Genomic DNA, 25906 nt, shown 5'->3' with positions numbered 1-25906 from the left:
TAAAAATTTACCTTATAATAATTCCACTTTTCCATTGCTAATATGATAAACACCGCCAACTATTTTAATTTCACCATCTTCTTCCATTTCTTTTAAAATTTGGCTTTTTTCTCTAATTCTTTGGATAGTTAAATTCACATTGTTTTCTATGGTTTTGTCTACAAATTCTGTATTAGAAGAATTATGCTCTCCTTTTATTTGAGTTTCAGATAGTTGAACAGCAGGCTGAATATTGTCTAACATAGCAGTAATGTTACCTAGTTTTATATGATCGCAAGCAGCTTTTACAGCTCCACAACTTTCATGGCCTAAAACGAACACCAACTTGCTTCCTGCAACTTTACAGGAATATTCCATACTTCCTAAAATGTCTGTATTTTCGAAATTACCAGCAACTCTGGCTACAAAAATATCTCCAATTGTTTGATCAAAAATGATTTCTACAGGAACCCTCGAATCAATACAAGATAAAACAATTGCTTTTGGATGTTGCCCATCTGTTGTTTGAGAAATAAGCGCCTTATGATCTATAGTATGAACTTCATCTCTTATAAAACGAGCATTACCCTCTATAAAATCTTGTAACACTTTATTAGGCGTTAATAGATCTTGTACTTCTTTTGTGATTGCTTTATTTCTATGTGGCATAATATTGTGTTTTTATAATTTTTTTTCTAATTTAAAAAATTCTACAAAACTATTTGGGTTCTCTAAAACACCTCTTTCAGAGATTAATTTGATATCTATATTTCTTTCTTTGGCTTTTATAATAAAATCTTCTAAAATTTCTATAATGTCGTTATCTAAATAACTTGTTTTTCTAACATCCAACTCTAAATAAGTATCTTTAGGCAAAGTATCGAGTTCATTTAAAATAGCTCCTTTGTTAAAAAAGGTAACTTGCTCTGCTAAGGTCATTTTAATTCTATGTTTACCATTACTTTTATCTTCAATGTGTAAAAAATGAGAATTTTGATAACTTTTAATAAGTATGATTACAATACCAACCCCTAAACCCATTCCAATACCAATAAGTAAATCTGTAAAAACAATACCTAAAACTGTTACTGTAAAAGGCACAAACTGTTTCCACCCTAAATTCCACATTTGCTTAAATAATGATGGTTTTGCTAATTTGAAACCAACAATTAATAAGATTGCAGCTAAAACTGAAAGTGGAATTTTGTTTAATAAAGTTGGAATTAAAATAACCGAAATCAGCAGTAAAAATCCGTGAACTATTGCTGATAATTTTGTTCTTCCACCAGATTGAATATTGGCTGAACTTCTAACAATTACTTGAGTAACTGGCAAACCACCTATTAAACCCGATAAAATATTTCCAGTACCTTGAGCCAATAATTCTCTATTTGTTGGTGTTACATTTTTATGAGGATCTAATTTATCTGTAGCTTCTACACAAAGTAGTGTTTCTAAACTTGCTACTAAAGCTATTGTAAAAGCGGTAACCCAAATTTCTGGATTGCCAATAACACCGAAATTTGGAAATCTAAATTGAGCAACAAAAGAGTCTATATTATCTGGCACAGGAACACTTACAAGATGTATTGGGTCTATACCTAAACTAGTGTTAGATTTCGTGAAAACATAATACAAAATACCTATAACTACTGCAACTAAAGGCCCTTGAATTAATTGAAAAATTTTTCCTTTTTTAGACAATACATTACTCCAAAGTAATAAAATTCCTAAACCAATAAAGCCAATTATTGTTGATCCTAGAGCAATATTATCTGCAATGTGTAAAATGGCTGAAAATGTATTTTCTCCTGAAGCTTCAATAAAACTGTCTGCGCCTTCTGGCTCTGTGTCATAACCAAAAAAATGTGGAATTTGTTTTAAAATGATAATAATTCCAATTCCTGTTAACATTCCTTTAATTACTGAGGAAGGAAAATAGTATGCAATAATTCCTGCTTTTAACAAGCCAAAAACTAGTTGAATGATACCTCCTAAAACTACAGCAACTAAAAAATTTTCGTAACCTCCTAAAGCACTTATTGCAGTTAAAACTATTGCAGCTAAACCTGCTGCTGGCCCACTAACGCCAATTTTAGAACCAGACAAAGCACCTATAACAATACCTCCTATAACACCAGCAATTACCCCAGAAAATAAGGGTGCACCACTTGCAAGGGCAATTCCTAAACAAAGTGGTAAAGCCACAAAAAACACTACAATACTAGCTGGTAAATCGTTTTTTATATATTTAAACATATCTATTTATAGTAATCTAATTTTTTTAGATTGATTTTAAAATGATTAATAAATTAATTATGAAAGAATTAAGCAGTAAATTCTGGTGGTGGTGTTTTTATGCTGAAATACAAGGATGTATATTTTTTCGGATAAAAATCTATTTGTCTCTGATTGTGAAATTTTGCAAGAGATAACGTATAAATGCCTTCTGAGGTTTGATTTTTAATCTCTAAATTTTTTGTTGATTCTTCTCCTTTGTTTTCTTCGTCTTCATTTATATCTATAAAAAAAGCTATTTCTTGGGCATTATCAACCAAAGAAATTATTGTGGGCGCAATAATTAAATTTAAAAAAAGAAGGGAAAAGAAAATTACAATTTTTACTTTCAAAGTTTCGTTTATTTCTAAACGAAGCAATATAGTAAAAGAGATTTAAAAAAACAGATATTTATAATTAAAAATCGTTTAGCAGTTTTATTTCATCTGAAATAATCCAACCTAATTTGCCATCTGCAATTTTTATTTTTTTCCAATTATCAATGGCATCTAACACAATAACTTTTGTGCCTTCATGTAAGGTAAAAACTTCTTCAGAATTTAATGTTGGCGCGTTTCTTACTTCTGTTTTTTCTGCAAAAACAATCGCTTCTTTATTATTTATAAAAAAAGAATATTGATTAATTGTGATGATAAGAGTAATTGCCAAAAAAATAAGACTGAGCAAACTGGTTACAAAAAAGAAACGTTTTCTTGAGGGCGTGTGCGAAAAGTAATAGAGTAGAAATAACAAACTAGCTAAAAACGCAAACCCAATTAAAACCATAGACCATTGGTTGTAAGAAAGCTTTTGTAAATAATTAATATTAAATTTTTGAAAAACTGTTTTTGGTAATTCTTCGATGTTGTCTAATGCTAAACGTTTTGCAAAAATTAAATTATTTAGGACATCTTCGTTTAATGGATTTAATATTAAAGCTTTTTCAAAATAATAAACAGATGGCCCAACTTTGTTTAACTTATAATAAGAGTTGCCTAAATTATAATACAATTCAGACGAAACCAAACTCTTTGCTTCAATTTTTTTATAAAGCTCTATAGCTTCATTAAATTTATCATTTTTATATAAATCGTTTGCAGAATTAAAGAGTTCATTGGCATTCTGAGCAATTACAGCATTGGTAATTATCAACAATAAAAAAAGAAGTTTTTTCATTTTACAACTGTTTGTCTAATTCAACTATTACACTTTTTGCTCTTTCAAATTCTTGATTCATTTCTGTGTTTGTAATAGGCGTATAACGTGCAAAATCTGACGCTTTTAAAACATCAATAAATTGAGTTATCGTAATTTCTTTTACAGTTCTTTTTTCAAGAATTTTAGAAATATTTTCTTTGCTGATATCTGCAATTTCAACACCTAATTTCGCTTTTAAATAATTGTGCAAAGCACGTTCTAAAGCTTCGTAAAAGGCTTCTTTTTTGCCTAATTGTTTTTGTGCTTCAGACAAATATTTTTTGGCTAATCTTTCTGCTTTACGTTGTTTTGCCCCAACAACATCGCTGTTGCGTTCGTTTTTCTTTTTGGCAATAAAAATGCCTATTGGAATTGCTATTAAAGGAAGAAATAATAAAAGGTAAAAAAGATTCGATTTATAAAAGTCAGTATTTTCTGAAGTTACAAAATCGCTCTTTGTTTGAATATATCTAAAGTTTTTTCCTTTAGAATTTACACTTTGTTTTGTAAATTGATTTTGATCGTTTGTTGTGTTTAACTCTTTTCCTTCTAATACATTTACAAATAAGTCGTCAGTAGAAATTGTGGTATATTTTTCTGTATCTGGATTAAAGTAAGAAAAGGAAGTGCTTGGTATTTTGTATTTTCCTTTAAATTGAGGCACAATTGTATATTCATCTGAAACAGAACCCACTAAACCATCTGTAGAAATTCTAACATTTTCTTTTCTTTCTGGTTGATATTTTTCTAATTCTGCAGGTGTTTCTATTGTTGGTAATTCAAACAATTTTAAGTTTCCTTTTCCTGAAACTTGTAAGTTAATTTGCGAAGATTCGTTTGCTTTTAATGCATCTTTGCTTAAAGAAACATCGAATTTAAATTCGCCAACAGCACCTGTAAAATTATCAGGTTTTCCCTCTAAAGGAAGAAATTTAGGTTGGATGATTTTTTTAGCAGATGCAAATTCTTTTCTAATATTTTTTGTAATTGTATTTCCAAAAAAATCTGCTCTACCAGTTGGAACACCAATGACAATATCCATTTTCATGGGGTCAATTGCTAAATTACCCGTTTTTGTTGGTATTAATAATGCTTTTCTAAGCACAATATATCTGTAATTTTCATTATTATATTTTCCCATTTTTACAGGAAAACCATCAATATCTATTTCTTGATTCCAAAAGCCAATATATTGTGGAGCTTCTGTTACTGAAGTGTCGAAAACGCTAACGTTTTCACTTACGTACAATCTATATTCTACATAAATGCCTTCGCCAACAAAAGGTTTAGCTTTTGATATTTCTGCAACTAAATGAATATTTTGTTGCGCTATATAATCTGGATCATTTGGATTTTCTGGAATGTCTATAGGGTCTACAACTATAATTTTAATCAATTCAGAATTGAGAGTTCTTCCATTAATTTCTATACTTGCTGCACCAATTATAAGTTCGCCTTTTCTTTGAGGAGTAATAATGTAAGAGTAAGATTGAGAAAAGCTAACTTTTCCATTGATCCAAGATTGACTTACAGATTGGCTTGGCCCTTGAATTACTCTAAAATCTGTAAATTTAGGAGGTGTAAAATCGTCTGCCCCTTGTTTGTTTATAGAAAACTCTATTCTCAGTCTTTGGTTTAAACCCAGCTTATTTTTGCTTACAGAAACTGTTAATTCTGGTTCTTGAGAGAGAACAGAAAGCGATAATAAGCTTATAATAAATAGTATGTAAAATTTCAACTTCATCATCTTCTTAAAAAGTTAAACTTACCAATCTTTTTCTTGTTTTACTTTTTCTCCTTTTGCTTTTTGGGCATTCATTTTTTTCTGGGTCTTTTTTTCCTCGTTATTTAAGCTTTCTAACAATTGCTTAATTTGTTGTGGAGACATTTTACCTTGCTGTGGTTTTGGCTTTTGTTTATCATTCTTATCATCATCTTTTTTAGGGTCTTTTTTGTCATCATCACCTTTTCCATCTTTGTCTTTATCATCTTTTTTATCCTTGTCATCACCCTCTTTATTGTCTTTATCTTTGTCTTTATTTTGGTCGTCTTTATCTTTGTTCTCTTTGTCTTTATTGTCCTTTTTATCTTTATTATCGTCTTTATTGTCCTGATTTTCTTTGTCTAGCATTTTTTGAGCAACTGCTAAATTATAACGAGTTTCATCATCATTAGGATTGTTTCTTAAAGAGTTTTTATAAGCGTCTACTGCTCCTTGATAGTTTTTTGTTTCCATCATAGAATTGCCCATATTATGATATGCTTCTGCTTTTGTGAACTTATCTTCTGCGGTTTTGGCTGTTAATTCGTATTGAGGTACAGCCTCTTTAAAGTTTTTATTTTGATATAATGCATTGCCTAAATTGTAGCTAGCTTTATCATAAAAAGCACTGTTACCCAATGCTTTTTGATAAGCAACAGAAGCATCTGTATATTGCTTTTGTTCATACAATTTATTTCCTTGTCTAACCATTTTCCTTGCCTTTCTTTGTTGGGCAACAGAATCTATTTGTGCTGTAATTTCTACAGTACTAAATAGCATTAAACAAACAATAAGAAAGTTTACTAAAATTTTCATCTTTATTATTTTTTCGTTTTTTCTTCGTTAAATAAATCAACTTTTCTCACCCATTTGGTTTTCTTATCAAATAAGAAAACGTCTAAAAGTAAAAATAAAATACCAATGGCTAAAAACCATTGAAACTGATCTTTATAATCTGAAAATTGTTTTGTTTCGAATTCGCTTTTTTGTGCATTTCCAATAATATCGGTTATTATTTTAACTGGGTTTTCAGTTGCATTTCCATCTATATATTTACCATTTGCTATGTCTGCAATTTCTTCTAAAATTTGTGGAACTCTTTTAGTAATTACAGTTTCTCCTTGGTTGTCTTTTTTATAACCAACTAAATTGCCATTTACTCTTAAAGGAATTGGGCCACCTTTTTCTGTACCAACACCAATTGTATAAATCTTTACACCAGAATTAGACAAGTTTTGTGCCACTTGTTTTGTTTCTTCTTGATGATCTTCTCCATCTGAAATTATAATTAAAAAACGATTGGTTTGATCGTCTTTATTATAATAGGTTTTTGCCAATTCTAAAGCTTCATTAATTGCGGTTCCTTGGCTAGAAACCATGTCAGGGTTTGCATTTTGCAAAAACATGTTTGCAGCTGCGTGGTCTGTAGTTATAGGTAAAAGCGGATAAGAATTGCCTGCATAAACAATAATACCTACTCTATCACTTCCTAATTGATCTATAATTTTAGAGATAATTTGTTTTGCTTTTTCTAATCTGTTAGGAGCAATGTCTTCTGCTAACATACTTTTAGAAATATCTAGTGCAAACACAACATCTACACCTTCTCTTTTTACAGTTTGCAGTTTAGAACCCATTTTAGGATTCACTAGTGAAACAACCAGAAAAGCGATCCCTAAAAGCAACATTATCAATTTTAAAGTTGATTTAAATGTTGATGAATTAGGTGCTAATTTTTTTAATAATTCTGGATTCGAAAATTTAAGTTGCGTTCTTTTTTTCCACCATAAAACCAATAAAAAGATAACAATCATTACAGGAATAATTGCTAATAGATAAAAATAAATTGGTTCTTCTAATTTGTACATAAGCCCATCTTAATCTTCCCAAAGGGAAGAAACTCTTTACTTTATATTTTTTTATTTTTCAAAAATCACTTAAACTGACAACTGTTTACAATAATTTTTAAATAAAAGATTTAAAAATTGTGTTTCTTAACAAAAATTCTAACATTAAAAAGCCTAATGCTAAAAAGACCAAATCTCTATACATTTCTTGATAATTATAATATTTGAATTCTTCTATTTTTGTTTTTTCGAGCTTGTCAATTTCATTATAAATTTCTACTAACTTTTCATTGTCTGTAGCTCTAAAATATTTACCATTGGTTTCAGAGGCAATTTCTTTTAGCAAATCTTCGTCTATTTCTACTTGTTGCTTTCTAAAGTTTAAGAGTCCTGTTCTTGGATCTTTACTCCAAGGAAAATCTGCCATTCCATTTGTTCCAATTCCAATTGTGTAAGCCTTAATACCTAATTCTTTTGCAAGTTCTGTTGCTGTTCTTGGATCTATATTTCCAGAATTATTTACACCATCTGTTAATAGAATAATTACTTTACTTTTTGCTTCGCTATCTTTTAATCTATTTACTGCAGAACCTAATCCCATTCCAATTGCTGTTCCACCTTCTAACTGACCCCATTGTAATTCAGATATGGTTCGTTTTACAATACTTTTATCGCTAGTAATAGGTGTTTGTGTAAAACTTTCGCCTGCGTAAACTACAATTCCTATTCTATCATTTGGTCTTCTGTTTACAAAATCAATGGCAACTATTTTTAAAGCTTCTAGTCTATTAGGTCTTAAATCTCTGGCTAACATACTTGCAGAAACATCAATAGCCATTACAATATCTATACCTCTGTTTGATTTTGTTTTTTTACTTACAGAAACATTTCTAGGTCTTGCCAAAGCAACAATAATAGAGGCTAAAGCCAGCATTCTTAAAATATATAGAATTGGTTTTAATTTTGATACTAAAGAAGATTTTGTTTTAAAGCCTTTAATACTAGGTATCGTTAAAACTGCAGAATCTTTTTTGCGCATTAAAATATGCCAAACAATTAATAAAGGTATTACTGTTAGGAGCCATAAAAACTCAGGATTCAAAAACTCAAAATTATTCCAATTCATCATTCTTTATAACTGGTTTTGGTTTTAAATTGGCAAGAATATATGCTGCATCTTTTCTGTCTTCTTCAATTTCTAAAGCTAAAGGTTTCGATTTCGCAAATTTTACTAAATCTGCTTCTTGCAATAGCTCTTTTAATTTTAGTATCGTTTCTTTTGATGTTCTAATAGAAGCTGAATCATGGAAATCTTTTAAAGTTTCTACAATATCATCTGTAGTTTTTTCTAATGCAGGCACTTTTAATTCACGCTCTATATACACACGAATAATTTCCGTTAATTCACTGTAATATTCTTTTACTTTATTGTTTTGCCACAATAATTTTTCGTCTAATTCATTTAACCTATAAATAGCTTCTTCGTAAGGAGGAAGTGCTTTGTAAGTAGGTTCATCTTCCACAATTCTTCTTTTTCTAATTACAAACCAATAAATCCAAAAACCTATAATTAGTAAGGCTGCTAAAAGTAAATAGATGTACATCTTAAAATCATCAAAAACATAAGGTTCTTTTTTGATAGACTTTATTGGATATTTTTTAACTAGAGTAGTATCTATAGCAACTGTAGCAACATTTATTAATAAAGAATCTGTTAAATATGCTTGATTTTTTATAAAAACCTGTTGTTGTGGTATATAAAAAGAACCACTATCAAAACCTGTTATAACATACTTTTGAATTAGCATGTTGTCTAATGTGTCGATTTTTGCAGAATCAATTATTTCTAAACCTTTTAAAACCAATTTTGGTAGAATTACATTCTTTGTTTCATTTACAGAAATTCTGTAATTAAACTGCTCTCCAATTCGAATGTTAGAAGTTTCTACTTGTGATTTTACAACTGGATTTTGACCAAATAAACCACAAGTACAAAAAAGAAAAACAAAAAGTAAAAATAAGCCTCTCTCCTCAATCCTCTCTCCAAAGGAAAGAGGACGTTTAGCTTGTTCTTTTTTATTTACTTTTTGAAATATTTTATATGTATTGACTCTTTTCAACTTTTATATATCTTCTTTATAGTTTTCTTTCATCTGAGTATTTCTTCCCTTAGGGAAGATTAAGATGGGCTTTTTTTATCTTCCTTTATGTTTAAAATAGCCTAATAATTTTTTTACGTAACCTTCGTCAACTCTAGTGTTAATAGTACCTGCACCACTTCTTCTAAAAGTATTTATATAATAGTCAGTAAGCCTTAAAGCATTTGCTTTGTAGTTATTTCTAATTGTTTTCGATGACGTATTTACCAATTCAACTGTTCCTGTCTCTGAATCTAACATGGGTACCATTCCTAAATTAGGGATTTCCTCATCGTGTTTATCATAGACTCTTATGCCTGTTAAATCGTGTTTGCTACCTGCAATTTTTGCTGTTTTTTCGTAATCATCATCCATAAAATCTGATAGCATAAAAACAATGGCTCTTTTCTTTAAAACGCTGGATAAAAATTTTAAAGCAGCTGCAATACTCGTTTTTTTACTTTTTGGTTTAAACTCAATTAATTCTCTAATAATTCTTAAAACATGACTTTTTCCTTTTTTTGGTGGAATGTACAGCTCTATATCATCAGAAAATAAAATTAAACCAACTTTATCGTTGTTTTGAGTTGCAGAAAAAGCCAAAGTTGCAGCAATTTCTGTAACTGTATCTTTTTTAAATTGTGTAGAAGTTCCAAAAAATTCAGATCCAGAAACGTCTACCATTAAAAGCATTGTTAATTCACGTTCTTCTTCAAAAACCTTTACATAAGGCTCATTGTAACGTGCAGTAACATTCCAATCGATGGTTCTTACATCGTCTCCAAATTGGTATTGGCGTACTTCTGAAAAAGTCATACCTCGTCCTTTAAAAGATGAATGGTATTCACCTCCAAAAATATCATTAGACAAACGTTTTGTCTTAATTTCTATTTTGCGAACTTTTTTAAGTATTTCCTTGGTATCCATTTTTTAAGCTGTTGGCTATTTGCTGTTGGTTGTTGGCTAATTGCTAAAAGCTAATTTTAAGGTACTTCTACTTCGTTTATAATTAAGTTGATGATTTCTACAGATGTTACATTTTCTGCTTCAGCTTCGTAGGTAATTCCTATTCTATGACGTAATACATCAAAAACAACTGCTCTTACATCTTCTGGAATAACATAACCTCTCCTCTTAATAAATGCATAGCACTTGGCTGCTTTTGCTAAATTAATACTTCCTCTAGGAGAAGCACCAAAACTTATTAAATCTTTAAGTTCTGCTAAATTATATTTCTCTGGATAACGAGTTGCGAAAATGATATCTAGAATGTATTTTTCTATTTTTTCATCCATGTAAACTTCGTTTACAATTTCTCTAGCTTTTAAAATTTGTTCTACAGAAATTACTGGGTTAACACTTGAATAATTACCTGTTAAATTTTGACGCATAATAATTTGCTCATCTGCTAGTTTTGGGTAATCTATAACTACCTTTAACATAAATCTATCTACTTGCGCCTCAGGTAAAGGATATGTTCCTTCTTGTTCTACTGGGTTTTGAGTTGCCATGACTAAAAACGGCTCATCTAATTTAAAAGTAGTATCACCAATTGTTATTTGACGCTCTTGCATTGCCTCTAAAAGTGCAGATTGTACTTTTGCTGGTGCTCTATTTATCTCATCAGCCAACACGAAATTTGCAAAAATCGGACCTTTTTTTATGGAAAAATCATTTACTTTCATGTTGTAAATCATAGTTCCAACAACATCTGCAGGCAATAAATCTGGAGTAAACTGAACTCTACTAAACGAACCCTGTACTGCTTTAGACAATGTGTTTATGGCTAAAGTTTTTGCCAAGCCAGGAACACCTTCTAAAAGAATATGACCATTTCCTAGCAAACCAATTAACAAACTTTCTATCATTTGTTTTTGACCCACAATTACTTTGTTCATTTCGAAGGTAAGAATGTCTATAAAAGCACTCTCTCTTTCTATTTTTTCGTTAATAGCTCTTACATCTACTTCCATTATATATTCTAATTAATTATTAATTTTCAAGAAAACAAATCTACAATTTTAACAAAAATCTCCTTGTTAAAAGAAGGTTAAAGATATAAACTATTTTAAATATATTTTTAGTAGCAAAATTGTTAAATCATTGTTGGTTTTGTTGATTTAGAATTCTGTTGTTAAGAAATTGTTAAAATTATTTGTTAGATTCAATTAAAACATCAATATTTGTGCTAAATTCAAAACTACTTAACAAATGAAACAAAAAAACTTATTTAAACTTTTAACGATTTCTTTTTTATTGTTTTTACCATTATCATTGGTAGCGCAGACAATTAAGGGAAAGGTTACAGATGCTTCTGGAGAAGCAATTCCTTTTATTAATGTTGTTGTAAAAGGTACTACAAATGGAACAACAACAAATGATACTGGAGAGTTTACTATTACAGTTAAACAATTGCCAGTAAAACTTACCTTTTCTTCTATTGGTTATACAACCAAAACAATTGATGTTACAAATGCATCTTTTTTAAATGTTACAATTCTTGAAGGTGGCGAATCTCTTAATGAAATTGTAGTTACAGGTTCTAGAACACCCGTTAGAAGTAATACTAAAAGTCCATTACCAATAGATATTGTTTCTGCTAAAGACTTAGTATCAACTGGGCAAACTACTTTCGATAAAGCTTTACAGTTTAAAATACCATCATTTAACACGGTTCAAACTCCAGTAAATGATGCTACTTCTTTATTAGATCCTTATGAAATTAGAAATATGGGTCCTAGTAGAACTTTAATTTTAATTAATGGAAAACGTAAAAATTTAAGTGCATTATTATATACGCAAACTTCTCCAGGTAGAGGTGAAACCGGTTCAGATATTTCTGGTATTCCTGTAGATGCAATTAAAACAGTAGAGGTTTTAAGAGATGGAGCTTCTGCACAATATGGTTCTGATGCAATTGCTGGTGTAATTAACATTATTTTAAAAGACAATCCAGATGGAGGTTCTGCAACTTTAAGAACAGGTTTAACATCTGCAGGAGATGGAGAAATGTTCGGAGTTTCTGTAAATAATGGAACTACTATAGGAGAAGATAAAGGATTTGTAAATTATACTGTAGATTTTTCTAAAACAAGTTTAGCGAACAGACCAGGAACTGTAGATGCTGCTGGAGAAGCTGCTGATTTTGGAGCTAGTCTTGCTGATGTTCAAGAATTTTTAAGAAGAAGACCAGATGCAGGTAATATTAATGGATCACCAGAAACTGCTGCAGCTAAATTTTTAGTAAATGGTCAATACAATTTAAGTAAAGAATCTAATTTATATTTTAATGCTGCTTTTATTAATAAAAAAGTAAACTCTTTTGCAAATTATAGAACACCTTATTGGAGAACAGTTACAGCTTTTCCATATTTAGCTGACTTTTTTCCTGGGAATCATCCAACAAATGCAGGAGGTTATGATGGGTATGTGCCAACATTTGAAGGTGATTTAAATGATTATAATGCAACAGTAGGTTTTAAATCTGTTATTAATGATTGGAATATTGATGCAAGTTTTACTACAGGTGGTAACTCGCAAACTTATAAAGTAAATAACTCTCACAACAGAAATGTAGTGTATTCACCTTCAACTTGGGTAGATGCCAATGGGAATGGAGTTGTAGATACAGGAGAAATTACTGAAGGGGCAGAATTGTACAGAGCAAACAGTAAAAAATCTTTTGATCCAGGAGGAACTCGTTTTTCACACAATGTAGGAAATATTGATATTTCTAAAATTCTTTCAGACGACTTAAGTTTTGCATTCGGTACAGAGTTTAGATATGAAACTTTTGAGGTTGTGGAAGGAGAATTAGCATCTTACGATGGTGGTGGAGCAGATTCATTTGCAGGGAATAGCCCAGAGAATTCAGGTGTTTTTACACGTTATAACTTTGGTGGATATGCTTCTTTAAACTGGAATCCAACAGAAAATTTAACTTTAGATGGTACTATTAGATCTGAAAACTATTCTGATTTTGGAAATGCATTTGTTTGGAAAGCAAGTGGAGCTTATACAATTAACGATAAGTATACTTTAAGAACTTCTTTATCTACCGGATTTAGAGCACCAACATTACACCAAATTTATACACAAAAAGCACAGTATAGCTTTGTTCCTGGACAAGGAATTCAAGTTGGTGGTTTGGTAAATAATGTATCTTCTCAAGCAGGTTTATTGGGTATTCCTAAATTAAAAGAAGAAACATCTACTAACTTTACTTTAGGTTTTGGGGGTAAAGTAAATAGAAATTTGAGCTTTACAGTAGATTATTATAGCATTAATGTAGAAGATAGAATTGTGTTAAGTACAGAAATTGGTGCTTCTGCTGCAGGAAATACAGCATTAGATCAAATTTTAACTAGTAACAACTTAAGTGATTTAAGTTTCTTTGTAAACGCTTTAGATACTAAAACTTCTGGTTTAGATGTAGTTTTAACTTATGACAAATTAGCTGTTGGCAATGGAACTTTAGGCTTTAATTTATCTGGAAACTATACCATACAAAATGAAAGAGATGGAGCTGTTAAAAATCCAGCTATAGTTGCTGCTGCAGGACAATCTGTAGTAAATGCTACTCAAGAGGCATTGTTTTTTACTTCTAGACCTCAAACGAAATGGATTTTAGGGACTACATATGATTTAGGTAAATGGGGCTTATCTTTAAATAACACCTATTTTGGTAAAACTACCTTTAAACAACAAGGAATGAGTTCAGATTTAAGAACAGAATTTACTCCTAAAATTGTTACAGATTTAGGTATTAACTTTAATGCAACAGACAAACTAACACTTGCATTAAACATTAATAATTTATTTAATATTTTACCAGAATGGAGTTTTAAAGCAGAAAATGCTGCTGGAACAGCGCTCTTAGCAGATCCAGCTCAGGTTAAAAACCAATCTAACTTAATTACATTTAACCAACGTTATTCTCAAATGACCTATGATGGTTATCACTTTAGTCAATTAGGTACAATGTTTAATTTATCTTTAAACTATCAGTTTTAATAAAAATTAAATTTTATTTTTTAAAAATGCTACTTTTTCAAGTAGCATTTTTTTTATCTTTATTTTATAAATTAGAACCTATGCAAAGTCTATACTCCAAAGGATTTGAAACAATTTACGATGAAATGTATCAAACATTTATCAATTATAAAGACGAATTTTCTTTTTACAGTGCTATTTTAAGAAGACATCACAAAAATGAAGTTTTAGAAATTGGCTGTGGTTCTGGTAATTTAGCCAGTTATTTTATTAAAAACAATTTTAATTATTCAGGTTTAGATTATAGTTTAGACATGATAAATTTGTGCAAATCCAAAAACTTGAATAACGATTTTATTTTGGGTGATATGACAAATTTTAATCTAAATAGTAAAATTGAAAGCGTAATTATTACAGGCAGAACTTCCAGCTATTTATTAACGAATAGAGATGTAAATAATGCTTTAAAATCGATTTATAATAATTTAAAAGACGATGGTATTTTATGTTTTGATTTTATCGATGCCAATCGTTTTTTTAGAGAAATTAAAGGAGGAAAAGAAGTAATACACACTGCTAATTTTAATCAAAAAAAATATGAAAGAACGAGTTTTTTTAACACCAACACATCAGAAAATTTTATGTTTAATTGGAGTGCTGAATACTATCAAATTGAAAATAATAACAAAATAGTAATAGCCCAAGATGATTCAGAAGTAAGAGCTTTTACAAAAAATGAATGGGAACTTTTTTTACATTTAAACAACTTTGAACTTTTAGAGTTTATTGATAGAAAGAGTTATGCTTTTGATACTTATGTAGTTGTAGCAAAAAAAATAAAATATGATAACCTATAGTAAAACAACATCCAGAGAAGAGCTAGCACAAATTTTAGCACTTCAAAATATAAATCTTCTAGAAAATTTATCTGATGAAGAAAAACAACAACAAGGCTTTGTAACTGTAAAACATACTTTAGAAATTTTAGAAAAAATGCACAAAGCATGCCCACATACTATTGCAAAATATAATGATAGAGTAGTGGGTTTTGCACTTTCTATGACCAAGGAATTTTCTGATGATATTGAAGTTTTAAAACCTATGTTTATAGAAATAAACAAAATAGTTACGTCAAAAAGTTATATTGTAATGGGGCAAATATGTATTGATAAAGACTTTAGAAAACAAGGAGTTTTTAGAGGGCTTTATAATTTTATGAAAACCAATATTTGCGAAAGTAAATTTGATTTGATAGTAACTGAAATAGATTTAAAAAACCAAGTTTCTTTAAATGCACACCAAGCTATTGGTTTTAAAAACCTTATTGATTATAACTATCAAGGTAAAACTTGGAGAATTGTAACTTTAAAAGTTTAATATTCTTTTAAAATCAGCCTGTTTTTGTCAAATTCTGCAAAAGTAAAATAGTTGATCCAGTCACCTAAATTTACATACATACTATTTTCTGCTAATTCAATTTCTAAAGGTAAGTGTCTGTGACCAAAAACAAAATAATCATAATGATTTTCTTGTAACTTTTTTTTGCAATACTGCACAAGCCATTCATTTTCTGCTCCCAAAAACTTAAAATCTTCCTCACCAGAAATCATTTTGTTTTTTACAGACATATATTGGCCTAGTTTCACTCCTAAATCAGGATGTAACCAACGAAACATCCATTTAAAAAGCGGAAACGTAAATACTTTTTTCATGCGTTTGTAACCAATATCTCTAGGCCCTAAACCATCTCCATGACCAATGAAAAACTTTTTATTGTTGATGATAAATTCTTGTGGTTTATGATAAACAGGAATGTTTAACTCTTTTTGAAAGTAGTCAGTCATCCATAAATCATGATTTCCCACAAAGAAATAAATAGGAATGCCAGCATCTCTTAGTTCTGCTAACTTTCCTAGAACACGAATAAAACCTTTGGGAACAACGGTTTTGTATTCGAACCAAAAATCGAACAAGTCGCCCAATAAAAAAATGGCTTCTGCATCTTTTTTAATTTCATCTAACCAAGCCACGAATTTCTTTTCTCTTGGCATGCTTTCTTTAGGAGTTGGGGCTCCTAAATGCTGATCTGAGGCAAAGTAAACGTTCTTATTATTAGATGTTGTAATTGTTATCATTGCTACAAAGAAAAGCTATTCTTTTTTACTTTCCAATTCTAAAACCTTTTGCAGCATTTTATCATCTAGGTGCATAATTCTGTAAAAGCCAATATCGCCAAAAAGTACATTGGCAATCGAGGCTTTTAAATATTTTTTTAAACTTTCTTTGGTTTTAAATGATGGATTTGCTCTGTCTTTTATGCTAGATAAATACGAATCGAAAATAGTTTGATCTGTATCGAAATCTGCTATAAAACTGCTTAAATTCCATTTTTGTAGTTTTTTTCTATTCGTGTCTACATAATTAAAGGCATAATTATTTACACTATTAAAATAAAAATTAAACATGTAAGAAGTTGTGTCTATTGCTACAAAAACATCTGGAATAATACCTCCACCTCCATAGACTATTTTGCCTTTTGGCGTTTTATATTTTAGAGAATCTACTACTTTTATGCTGTCTTTGGTTAATAATTCTCCACTAGAAACTCTGGCTTCAAAATCTTCATAGTATTTATTATTTCCATTTCCATCATAAGGTTTTTGTATAGAACGTCCTGTTGGTGTGTAGTATCTTGCAGTTGTTAAACGTACAGCAGAACCATCACCTAAATCCATTTCTATTTGCACTAAACCTTTACCAAAAGAGCGTCTTCCAATAATGGTTCCTTTATCATTGTCTTGTAAAGCTCCTGCAACAATTTCTGATGCAGATGCTGAATTTTCATCAATGAGAATATACAAACCACCTTTTTCGAAAGAGCCAGTTGAAGTAGCAATAAATTCTTCGATTTCATTTTTATTGTTTTTAGTAAAAACCATAAGCTTATCGTTTTCTAAAAACTCATCGATAATTCTATTGGCAATGTCTATGAAACCACCACCATTTCCTCGTAAATCTAACACCAAATCTGTCATTCCCTTATCGATTAAAGTAGATAGTGAAGATTTGAATTCTTTATAGGTATTTCTAGCAAAGCGATCTAATTTGATGTAACCAACAGAATCATTAATCATGTAAGCTAAATCTACACTTTTAATGTTTACTTTGCCACGAGTTATGTTTACAGAAAACAAAGAATCGTTGCTTTTTCTGTAAACTTGAAGGGTAACTTTTGTGTCTGGTTTGCCTTTTAAGTATTTTGGGACAGAGATATTTCTGAACTTTTTGCCATACAAAGTGTCTTTGTCTGCCATTAAAATTCTGTCTCCAGCTTTAATGCCAGCTTTAATGCTTGGGCCTCCTTTTATGGGCTGTACAACTGTAATGGAATCTTTTATCATTCTAAATTGAACACCAATTCCAACAAAATTGCCTTGCATATTTTCGGTAACAGCTTGTAAGTTTTCTTTAGGAATGTATACAGAATGAGGGTCTAATTCACCCAACATTTGAGTAATTGCACCATCCAACAAATTATCCGTATTTACATCATCTACATAATCTTTTTCGATAAAATTTATAAGTCTTTTTATTTTTCTTTCTTGCGAAGAATTTTTAGCAAAAGACAACATTTCGTTAGAATTACCACCAAAAAAAACACCTATAAGAATGCCAAAAATAACCGCAATTGCAAAATATATGGGTAAGTTATTCTTGTTCATAAGAGAGTTGTTTTAATTCTACACCTGCCTTTTCTAAAAAATTTAATCCTGATGGATCTTTATACGCGTTTGCATATACAACTCGCTTAATACCAGCTTGATGAATTAATTTACTGCATTGTGTGCAGGGTGATAATGTAATATATAAAGTAGCATTTTTTGCAGATTGTGTGGAGGAAGCTACTTTTAAAATAGCATTGGCTTCTGCGTGTAAAACTTCCCATTTTGTGTTCCCATTTTCGTCTTCGCAACAATTATCGAAACCTGTTGGTGTGCCATTAAAACCGTCAGAAATAATCATTCTGTCTTTTACAATTAAAGCCCCAACTTGTTTGCGTTTACAATGAGATAATTTTCCCCATTCATAAGCCATTTTTAAATACGCTCTGTCGTATTTTAACTGCTTTTTTTCTGTCATAAAACGAAAGTAAAAAGATTTGTAGAATTAAGGCGTTAATAATAAGACAAAATTTTTACCAAAAAACTCTGTCTATCATCATTTGAATAGAAAAACCAATTACAATTGATGATGTTACTAAAATCCAATCTCTTCTAGAAACTTTAAAAAGGTTCTGAAATAACATTCCTAAAATTAAAATTCCAAGAACAATAATTACTTGAGCAGCTTCAATTCCCAATGCAAATTCTAATAAAGGAAGTAATTTGTTTTCTTCTTGTCCAATCATCATTTTAAAATAATTAGAAAATCCTAAACCATGTATTAAGCCAAAGAACAATGCAAAAAGTAAGTTGATATTATTATTTTTTATCGATTTTCTACTGGATATAAAAACATTAATTAACCCAGTAATAAAGATAGTAAGTGGAATTAGAAACTCAATTAAATCCATTCTAATTTTTAGAATTTCATAAGCAGAAAGTGCCAAGGTAATTGAATGGCCAACTGTAAATAAAGTTACCAACCATAAAACTTTTCTCCATTGATGAAAACTAAAAACAACCGCTAAAACAATTAAAAATAAAATATGATCGTAAGCTGTAAAATCTAAAACGTGAGTGAGCCCCATTTTAAGATAAAGCAAAAAGTCATCCATTGAAAAGAAATTTTTAAGTTTCAAATATATAAAAAAAGGCTTTTTACATATTCTTTTAGTTCGATATAAAAATAATAAAAAAAGCAGCCTAAAATAGACTGCTTCTCTCGTTTTAAATAAATCAAATAAAAAACTAGCTCCTTAAATCTTTTATGATATTTAAGGCTTCTCTAGTCATTTCTTCTATTTTTTTATAGTCAAAATTGCCATCAGCAGTTTTTGCCATTAATTTAGAACCCATTCCAACACAGGTTACACCTGCATCAAACCATCCTTTTAAATTTTCTTTGGTTGGAGAAACACCACCTGTTGGCATAATGCTTGTCCAAGGTTGTGGACCTTTGATTCCTTTTACAAAATCAGGACCATAAATATCGCCTGGAAATAATTTTACAATTTCGCAACCTAATTCTTCTGCTCTCGCAATTTCGGTTAAAGTACCACAACCTGGAGACCATAATACTTTTTTACGATTACATGCAATTGCAATATCTTCTCTTAAAACAGGCGTAACTATAAAATTAGCTCCTAAAGACATATATAATGAAGCTGCTGCACCATCTGTTACAGAGCCAACACCCATTACCATTCCTGGTAATTCTTTAATTGCATATTTGGTTAATTCGCCAAAAACTTCGTGAGCGAAATCTCCTCTTGCTGTGAACTCCATTAAACGAGCTCCACCATCATAACATGCTTTTAAAACTTTTTTACTAATTTCTATATTGCCATGAAAAAATAAAGGAACCATTCCTGTATCTTTCATTACTTGTGCTACTTCTATTCTTGAATATTGTGCCATTTTTTCCTATCCTAAATCCTTTCCAGAGGAAAGGACTTTTTTTTAAGTTAATAATTTATTTGAATTCTGAATTTTAATAGAAATTCCTTTTTCTTCCCTTTGGGAAGAATTAAAGATGGGATTTTATCTTGCTACTCTGCCAGAAGCATCACCACCCATTAATTTTTCTACTTCAGAAACTGTTACTAAGTTTGCATCACCTTTAATAGTGTGTTTTAAACAAGATGCAGCAACTGCAAAGTCTAATGCATTTTGGTCATCTTCTGGATATTTTAATAATCCGTAGATTAAACCTCCCATAAAAGAATCTCCACCACCAACTCTGTCTACGATATCTGTAATTTGATATTGACGTGTTTCTAACATGTTTTTACCATCATATAAAACACCAGCCCAAGTATTATGAGAAGCTGATATTGAGCCTCTTAAAGTAGTAATTACTTTTTTAGCTCTTGGAAATTTTTCCATCATTTGTTTACAAACCGATAAAAAAGCTTCTGCTTTTACATCATGTCCGTGTTTATGCACATCTAAACCCTCTGGATGAATTCCAAAATGTTTTTCTGCATCTTCTTCGTTTCCTAGAATAACATCACAATAAGAGGTAAGTTCTGTCATTACTTTTTCTCTGTGAGCATCATCGCAATAAGTCCATAATTTTGCTCTGTAGTTTAAATCTGTAGAAATAGTGACACCTTTTGCACTAGCCGCTTTTACAGCTTCTAAACAAACATCTGCAGCACCTTGAGAAATTGCTGGTGTAATACCTGTCCAATGAAACCATTCTACACCATCAAAAACAGTATCCCAATTAATCATTCCAGATTTTATTTCTGCGATTGCAGAATGCGCTCTATCGTAAACAACTTTAGAGCCTCTAGAAACAGCACCAGTTTCTAAAAAATAGATACCTAATCTGTCTCCACCATACACTATTTTATCTACACCAACACCTCGTTTTCTCATTTCCATCATTGCACATTCACCAATATCATTTTTTGGTAAACGTGTTACAAAATCTACAGAAACTCCAAAGTTTGCTAATGAAACAGCTACATTAGATTCTCCTCCACCATAAACTACATCAAAATTATTGGCTTGTGAAAATCTTAAAAATCCTTGTGGAGCTAATCTTAACATGATCTCTCCGAAAGTTACTACTTTACCCATTTTTATTAATTTAATTTTATTGTTTTAAATTTGGTTAAACGTTTAAGCAAATGATTAAAATAAAATCAAAACCCATATTTACCTATTTGTTTTGATTGTATTGTTAAACAAAGTATATTTGTTTAAACGTTTAAGCAAATATATAAAAATTTGGCAAATAAAAAGAAAACTACCATAAAAGATATTGCAAATGTGCTAAATATTTCTGCAGCAGCTGTTTCTAAAGCCTTACATGATAATTCTAGAATTAGCGAAAAAACGAAAATAGCAGTTAGACAGGTTGCGAAAAACTTAAACTATCAGCCAAATCATTTAGCCAGTGCTTTAAGAAGTGGAAAAAGTAAATTGGTAGGAGTTATTGTGCCTAGAACAAATAGTAATTTTTTTTCATCAGTAATACATAATATTGAGGAGGTTTTAGATGAAGAAGGTTATAATATTATTATCACCCAATCGAATGAATCTTTTGCAAAAGAGTGTAAAAATATAGACACCTTATTGTATACTCAAGTAGATGGTATTATTGCATCAATGGCAAATGAGACTATTGATTTAGAATATTTTGAAAAAGTGAAATCTGCAGGAATACCTTTAATTACTTTCGATCGTGGAGAAAATGATTTGAACGTAGATTATATTGGAATAGATGATTATAATAGTAGTCATTTAATTGTAAATCATTTAGTGGAACAAGGTTGTAAAAGAATTGCACATATTGGAGGTTACAAACGAACTAGGATTTATAATAATAGAATTCGAGGTTATGTAGATGCTTTAAAAAAACACAATTTACCTTTAGAAGAAGATCTTTTAATAGAATGTAATCTTACTTTAGAAGATGGTAGAGAAAAAATGCTCGAATTATTGGCATTAAAAAACAGACCAGATGCTGTTTATGCTGCTGGAGATTTTGCTGCTTTGGGTGCTTTACAGGTTTTAAATGAACACAAAATAAATATGCCCAATGAAATTGCCTTGGTTGGTTTTGGCAATGAGCCTTTTACAGCCATGGTTACTCCAACAATTACGAGTGTAAACCAGCATAGTTATAAAATAGGAAGAATTGCTGCTGAAACTTTTTTGGAATATTCAAAGAAAAATAAAATACAACAATCTTTAAATAAAATTATTTTAGAAGCAGAATTGGTAATTCGAGATTCTTCAAAAAGAAAATAATATTGGTCTATTTTTTAATAAAGATTATCTTTGGATAAAAGATATCCTAAAATATGAAACTATATCCTTTAAAATTTACACCACTTTTTAAATACAGAATTTGGGGAGGTGAGAAATTAAAATCAGAATTAAAGAAAAACTACACAGAAGAAAATATAGGAGAATCATGGGAGATTTCAGATGTTTCAGGTGATGAAACAATAGTTGCAGAAGGTTCTTTAATAGGAAAAACTTTACGAGACTTATCAAACCAATTTCAAGGAGATTTTGTTGGAAAAGCTGTTTATGAAAAATTTGGAGAGGAATTCCCATTACTAATAAAATTTATTGATGCTAAAACTCCATTATCAATTCAAGTGCACCCTAGTAACGAAATTGCTAAAGAGCGCCATGATTCTTTTGGTAAAAACGAAATGTGGTATGTAATGCATGCAGATAAAGATGCCGAGTTAATTGTTGGTTTTGATGAAAAAATTGATAAAATCACCTATAAAAATCATTTAAAAGAAAACACCATTTTAAATGCTATGCACCATGAAAATGTAAGTAAAGGTGATGTTTTTTACATTCCTACAGGTCGTGTTCATGCAATTGGCGCTGGTGTTTTGTTGGCGGAAATTCAACAAACATCAAATATTACCTATAGAATTTATGATTATGATCGAGTAGATTCTAAAACTGGAGAAAAAAGAGAATTACATAACGATTTAGCAATAGACGTAATAGATTATGAAGTTCATAGCAACTATAAAACGACTTACAATCTCCAAAAAAATGTTTCTAATAAATTAGTTCATTCTCCTTATTTTAAGACCAATATTTTAGAAATAAATACAACAGTAAAAAAGGATTATTCAACCATAGATTCTTTTATTATATATATGTGTGTGGAGGGTTCAGTTAACCTTGTATCACAAGGAAAAACCTACACCATAAATTATGGAGAAACACTTTTATTACCTGCTTCCATAAAAAGGGTTGAATTAACATCTAAGAATGCAAAAGTTTTAGAAGTTTATTATTAGCTAATGTGACGTTTTAAAAACAAAAAAAGCATCCTAATTTTAGGATGCTTTTTTTGTTGCTTACTAGTTTTTAAGTGTTTGACTTTAAAAAGCAAATAATTTTTTTGATATTTGTTAAATCAATCAAACTTGCGATGAAAATAAAATTATTCTTAATTTTAGGAGTATTCTTTTTCCTCGGCTTTAAATCTTATGCACAGAAAAATGTTAGGAATGATTCTGTTGAATTTTACAGAATTATAAAAAATGCATGGGAAATTAAAGACGATTATAAAAATGCCTTACAATTAGTTTCTGAAGCAAAAAAAATTGCTTTCAAAAAACCAGACAGTCTTTGGTTGGCTCAAGCAAATTATTATGAAGCCATATTTTATTATTATGCAGGCGAATATCAAAAAACATTAAAAAAATGTGATACAGCAAAAGTTTGGTATCCACATAAAGATAATTATGGAAAAGCAAGTGTTCACAATTTAAAAGGATTGGTTTACACAAATACCGACAATTATATTGATGCAATTAACGAATATCAATCGTCCCTTTTTTTTGCTGAAAAAACAGATAATTTGTATGCGATTTCAAATCCAAATCACAATATAGGTATCTTATATCAAAATTTAAAACAATATAATGAAGCTTTAAAATATTTCTTAAAAGCTTTGGAAGTAAGAAATAAAATAAAAGATTCTGCTGTTATTTATCAATCTTATTTGTCTGTAGGTGGCGTTTATAATTTATTAAAAGTTAAAGATTCAGCTCGATTTTATTTGAATAAAATTACCAATTCAGGGAATAAAGAAGCAGATTTTAGAACAAAAGGATTTGCATATAATAATATTGGATTGGTTTTCAGAGAAGAAAATAATTCTAAAAAGGCAATAGAAAATTTTAATATAGCTGTTGATTTTCATTTAAAATTGGAGAACGATTTAGGTTTAGCTGAAACCTACAAAAACTTGGCAGAAGCAAATCAAACAGAAAAGGAATATAAAAAGTCTAATTACTTTGCGAAAAAAGCCATTTTTTATGCAAAAAAAGTTGAAACAAGAGAAGAAGTTGTAGATGCCTATGAAATAATTGCCCAGAATTATGACTTTTTAAATAAAAAAGATTCAGCTTTATATTTCTACAATCAGTTTATTATTCAAAAAGATAGTTTAATTGATGAAACTAAAGCCAAAAAATTTGCAGAACTTCAAATTAAATATGATTTCAAAGAAAAAGAAACAGAGCTTTTAAAAACTAGAACTGAAAAAGCAGAAACAGAACTTGCTTTGTCTAAAACTCAAAATTGGATTTACATTTTACTCACTTTTTTAGCTATTGCAGCAGGTATTTTTTTTGCCATTAGTCAAAGAACGAAGCGAAAAAATCAAGAAGCAATTTTAAAACAAAAAGAATTGGGTTTTAAAGCAATTATTGAAGCCCAAGAAGAAGAGCGAAGCAAAATTGCCAGAGAATTACATGATGGGGTTGTGCAACAAATAGGAAGTATTATTTTAAAATCGCGAAACTTATTTTCTAAAAAAAACGTAATTGATGAAAAAAAATCTAACGAATTGTTAGATAGTTTAGAGAATTCTAATCAAGAATTAAGAAATATTTCTCATCAAATGATGCCAAGAGCGTTAAAAGAACTAGGTATTATTCCTGCCTTAAGTGATTTGCTTGTAAGTAGTTTAGGATTTGCAGACATACACTACAATTTAGAGCATTTTAATATTAATGCAAGGCTGCCTCAAAAAATTGAAGTTACTATTTATAGAATTACCCAAGAACTCATCAATAATATTATAAAACACAGCAAAGCTACTGAAGTTAGTGTACAACTTTTTAATTCAAACAACAATATTATTTTAATTGTAGAAGATAATGGTGTTGGTTTTGTGGTAAAAAACAGTAAAAAAGGGATTGGTTTGCTAAATATTTCTAGCAGATTAGATCTTGTAAATGGCAATGTAAACTTTGAGCCAAGCACTAAAAGTGGTACTTTAGTAACTATAAAAATTCCGCTTTAAATGCCTATTAGAATTTTAATTGCAGACGATCATCCATTAATTGCAGAAGGTATTAAAAATACGTTCGAAAACAATTCAGATTTCGAGGTTGTCGCATTTGTAGAAAATGGACAAGAAGCTATTAATTTTATTGAAAATAATTTGGTAGATGTTGCTTTGTTAGATATCAATATGCCAATTATGGATGGGATTGACTGTGCAAAACAAATTCTAAAAAACCATAAGAAAGTTAAAGTTGCCATGCTTTCTATGCATCAAGAAGCATCTATTATTAAGAGTTTAATAGAAATTGGTGTAAAAGGTTATATGCTAAAAACAATACCAAGTGATGAACTTTTATATGCTATTAAAAATATTTATAATGGCAAAGAATATTTTAATGCAGATGTTACAAAAGCTTTAATTTCTGATGATAAACCAAACTCTTTTCATCAATATTCAAAAAAATCGCCGCTTTTAGAAGAATTAACTACTAGAGAATTAGAAATCATAAAATACATTTCTCAAGGATTAACCAATACTCAAGTTGGCGAAAAACTATTTATAAGTCCAAGAACTGTAGATACCCACAGAACTAATATTATGCGTAAAATTGATGTGAATAATGTGGCTTCTTTAATAAGATTTGCGTTTCAAAACGGACTTACTTCTTAAATTACGGTAATTACCTTAGGTAAATACGTAAATCACTCTATTTTCTTGCTTTCCTTTCAGTACTACTTTTGAGGTGTTAATTCATCGCAACT

The 25906-nt window shown here is 29.9% G+C and carries 24 protein-coding genes; 7 read left to right on the top strand and 17 right to left on the bottom strand.

The window, feature by feature from the left end:
* Positions 1 to 12: 12 nt before the first annotated feature.
* From WAO74_RS04270 to WAO74_RS04220, 11 genes are all read right to left on the bottom strand, one after another.
* Complete coding sequence (locus tag WAO74_RS04270; RefSeq protein ID WP_422159930.1) at positions 13 to 648, bottom strand: carbonic anhydrase family protein; 636 nt, start codon at positions 646 to 648, stop codon at positions 13 to 15.
* 12 nt (positions 649 to 660) lie between these two features.
* Positions 661 to 2238 (bottom strand): SulP family inorganic anion transporter, encoded by a 1578-nt coding sequence (locus tag WAO74_RS04265; RefSeq protein ID WP_422159929.1) that lies wholly within the window; start codon positions 2236 to 2238, stop codon positions 661 to 663.
* 68 nt (positions 2239 to 2306) lie between these two features.
* Positions 2307 to 2609, bottom strand: a complete 303-nt coding sequence (locus tag WAO74_RS04260; RefSeq protein ID WP_422159928.1) for a hypothetical protein — start codon at positions 2607 to 2609, stop codon at positions 2307 to 2309.
* A 64-nt stretch (positions 2610 to 2673) separates the two neighbouring features.
* The gene (locus tag WAO74_RS04255) at positions 2674 to 3432 is read right to left on the bottom strand and encodes a tetratricopeptide repeat protein (protein ID WP_422159927.1); all 759 of its coding nucleotides are present in this window, start codon (positions 3430 to 3432) and stop codon (positions 2674 to 2676) included.
* 1 nt (position 3433) lies between these two features.
* Positions 3434 to 5200 (bottom strand): BatD family protein, encoded by a 1767-nt coding sequence (locus WAO74_RS04250; RefSeq protein WP_422159926.1) that lies wholly within the window; start codon positions 5198 to 5200, stop codon positions 3434 to 3436.
* Between the two features lie 18 nt (positions 5201 to 5218).
* Complete coding sequence (locus WAO74_RS04245) at positions 5219 to 6031, bottom strand: tetratricopeptide repeat protein (protein WP_422159925.1); 813 nt, start codon at positions 6029 to 6031, stop codon at positions 5219 to 5221.
* Positions 6032 to 6036: 5 nt separating this feature from the next.
* The gene (locus tag WAO74_RS04240; RefSeq protein WP_422159924.1) at positions 6037 to 7083 is read right to left on the bottom strand and encodes a vWA domain-containing protein; all 1047 of its coding nucleotides are present in this window, start codon (positions 7081 to 7083) and stop codon (positions 6037 to 6039) included.
* 97 nt (positions 7084 to 7180) lie between these two features.
* On the bottom strand, positions 7181 to 8188 hold the full coding sequence (locus tag WAO74_RS04235) for a vWA domain-containing protein (RefSeq protein WP_422160055.1): 1008 nt from the start codon (positions 8186 to 8188) through the stop codon (positions 7181 to 7183).
* Positions 8175 to 9098, bottom strand: a complete 924-nt coding sequence (locus WAO74_RS04230; RefSeq protein WP_422160054.1) for a hypothetical protein — start codon at positions 9096 to 9098, stop codon at positions 8175 to 8177. Before WAO74_RS04230 ends, WAO74_RS04235 begins: the two co-directional genes overlap by 14 nt.
* A gap of 159 nt (positions 9099 to 9257) precedes the next feature.
* Positions 9258 to 10127, bottom strand: a complete 870-nt coding sequence (locus WAO74_RS04225; RefSeq protein WP_422159923.1) for a DUF58 domain-containing protein — start codon at positions 10125 to 10127, stop codon at positions 9258 to 9260.
* A gap of 56 nt (positions 10128 to 10183) precedes the next feature.
* The gene (locus WAO74_RS04220; RefSeq protein WP_422159922.1) at positions 10184 to 11173 is read right to left on the bottom strand and encodes an AAA family ATPase; all 990 of its coding nucleotides are present in this window, start codon (positions 11171 to 11173) and stop codon (positions 10184 to 10186) included.
* 238 nt (positions 11174 to 11411) lie between these two features.
* Here WAO74_RS04220 and WAO74_RS04215 point away from each other — a divergent pair, with 238 nt between their 5' ends.
* From WAO74_RS04215 to WAO74_RS04205, 3 genes are all read left to right on the top strand, one after another.
* On the top strand, positions 11412 to 14213 hold the full coding sequence (locus tag WAO74_RS04215) for a TonB-dependent receptor (protein WP_422159921.1): 2802 nt from the start codon (positions 11412 to 11414) through the stop codon (positions 14211 to 14213).
* Between the two features lie 80 nt (positions 14214 to 14293).
* Positions 14294 to 15049: a class I SAM-dependent DNA methyltransferase gene (locus tag WAO74_RS04210; protein ID WP_422159920.1), complete on the top strand. Its 756-nt coding sequence runs from the start codon at positions 14294 to 14296 to the stop codon at positions 15047 to 15049.
* Positions 15036 to 15569 carry a GNAT family N-acetyltransferase gene (locus WAO74_RS04205; RefSeq protein WP_422159919.1) on the top strand — a complete coding sequence of 178 codons (534 nt, stop codon included), beginning with the start codon at positions 15036 to 15038 and terminating at the stop codon, positions 15567 to 15569. Before WAO74_RS04210 ends, WAO74_RS04205 begins: the two co-directional genes overlap by 14 nt.
* On the opposite strand, the gene WAO74_RS04200 is transcribed toward WAO74_RS04205, so the two are convergent.
* The 6 genes from WAO74_RS04200 to WAO74_RS04175 form a co-directional block, all read right to left on the bottom strand.
* Complete coding sequence (locus WAO74_RS04200; RefSeq protein WP_422159918.1) at positions 15566 to 16327, bottom strand: UDP-2,3-diacylglucosamine diphosphatase; 762 nt, start codon at positions 16325 to 16327, stop codon at positions 15566 to 15568. The genes WAO74_RS04205 and WAO74_RS04200 overlap by 4 nt on opposite strands.
* Before the next feature lie 15 nt (positions 16328 to 16342).
* Entirely contained in the window at positions 16343 to 17914 is a 1572-nt protein-coding gene (locus WAO74_RS04195) for a S41 family peptidase (RefSeq protein ID WP_422159917.1), read from the bottom strand.
* The gene (locus WAO74_RS04190; RefSeq protein WP_422159916.1) at positions 17901 to 18332 is read right to left on the bottom strand and encodes a deoxycytidylate deaminase; all 432 of its coding nucleotides are present in this window, start codon (positions 18330 to 18332) and stop codon (positions 17901 to 17903) included. The genes WAO74_RS04195 and WAO74_RS04190 overlap by 14 nt, the downstream gene beginning before the upstream one ends.
* A 55-nt stretch (positions 18333 to 18387) precedes the next feature.
* A complete protein-coding gene (locus WAO74_RS04185) occupies positions 18388 to 18969 on the bottom strand; it encodes a HupE/UreJ family protein (RefSeq protein WP_422159915.1) in 582 nt (193 codons plus the stop codon).
* Between the two features lie 133 nt (positions 18970 to 19102).
* Complete coding sequence (locus tag WAO74_RS04180) at positions 19103 to 19771, bottom strand: bifunctional 4-hydroxy-2-oxoglutarate aldolase/2-dehydro-3-deoxy-phosphogluconate aldolase (protein ID WP_422159914.1); 669 nt, start codon at positions 19769 to 19771, stop codon at positions 19103 to 19105.
* Between the two features lie 123 nt (positions 19772 to 19894).
* A complete protein-coding gene (locus tag WAO74_RS04175; RefSeq protein ID WP_422159913.1) occupies positions 19895 to 20941 on the bottom strand; it encodes a PfkB family carbohydrate kinase in 1047 nt (348 codons plus the stop codon).
* A gap of 150 nt (positions 20942 to 21091) precedes the next feature.
* On the opposite strand from WAO74_RS04175, the gene WAO74_RS04170 reads away from it, so the two are divergent.
* The 4 genes from WAO74_RS04170 to WAO74_RS04155 all read left to right on the top strand — a co-directional run bounded on the left by WAO74_RS04170 (position 21092) and on the right by WAO74_RS04155 (position 25814).
* Complete coding sequence (locus WAO74_RS04170) at positions 21092 to 22117, top strand: LacI family DNA-binding transcriptional regulator (RefSeq protein WP_422159912.1); 1026 nt, start codon at positions 21092 to 21094, stop codon at positions 22115 to 22117.
* Positions 22118 to 22170: 53 nt separating this feature from the next.
* Positions 22171 to 23142: a type I phosphomannose isomerase catalytic subunit gene (locus tag WAO74_RS04165; protein ID WP_422159911.1), complete on the top strand. Its 972-nt coding sequence runs from the start codon at positions 22171 to 22173 to the stop codon at positions 23140 to 23142.
* 134 nt (positions 23143 to 23276) lie between these two features.
* Positions 23277 to 25160 (top strand): ATP-binding protein, encoded by a 1884-nt coding sequence (locus WAO74_RS04160; protein WP_422159910.1) that lies wholly within the window; start codon positions 23277 to 23279, stop codon positions 25158 to 25160.
* Positions 25161 to 25814 (top strand): response regulator, encoded by a 654-nt coding sequence (locus WAO74_RS04155; RefSeq protein ID WP_422159909.1) that lies wholly within the window; start codon positions 25161 to 25163, stop codon positions 25812 to 25814.
* The last annotated feature ends 92 nt before the right edge of the window (positions 25815 to 25906 follow it).

The sequence above is a fragment of the Polaribacter sp. genome (genome assembly GCF_049276715.1).
Classification (GTDB): domain Bacteria; phylum Bacteroidota; class Bacteroidia; order Flavobacteriales; family Flavobacteriaceae; genus Polaribacter.
This window is presented reverse-complemented; position numbering and strand designations above follow the sequence as displayed.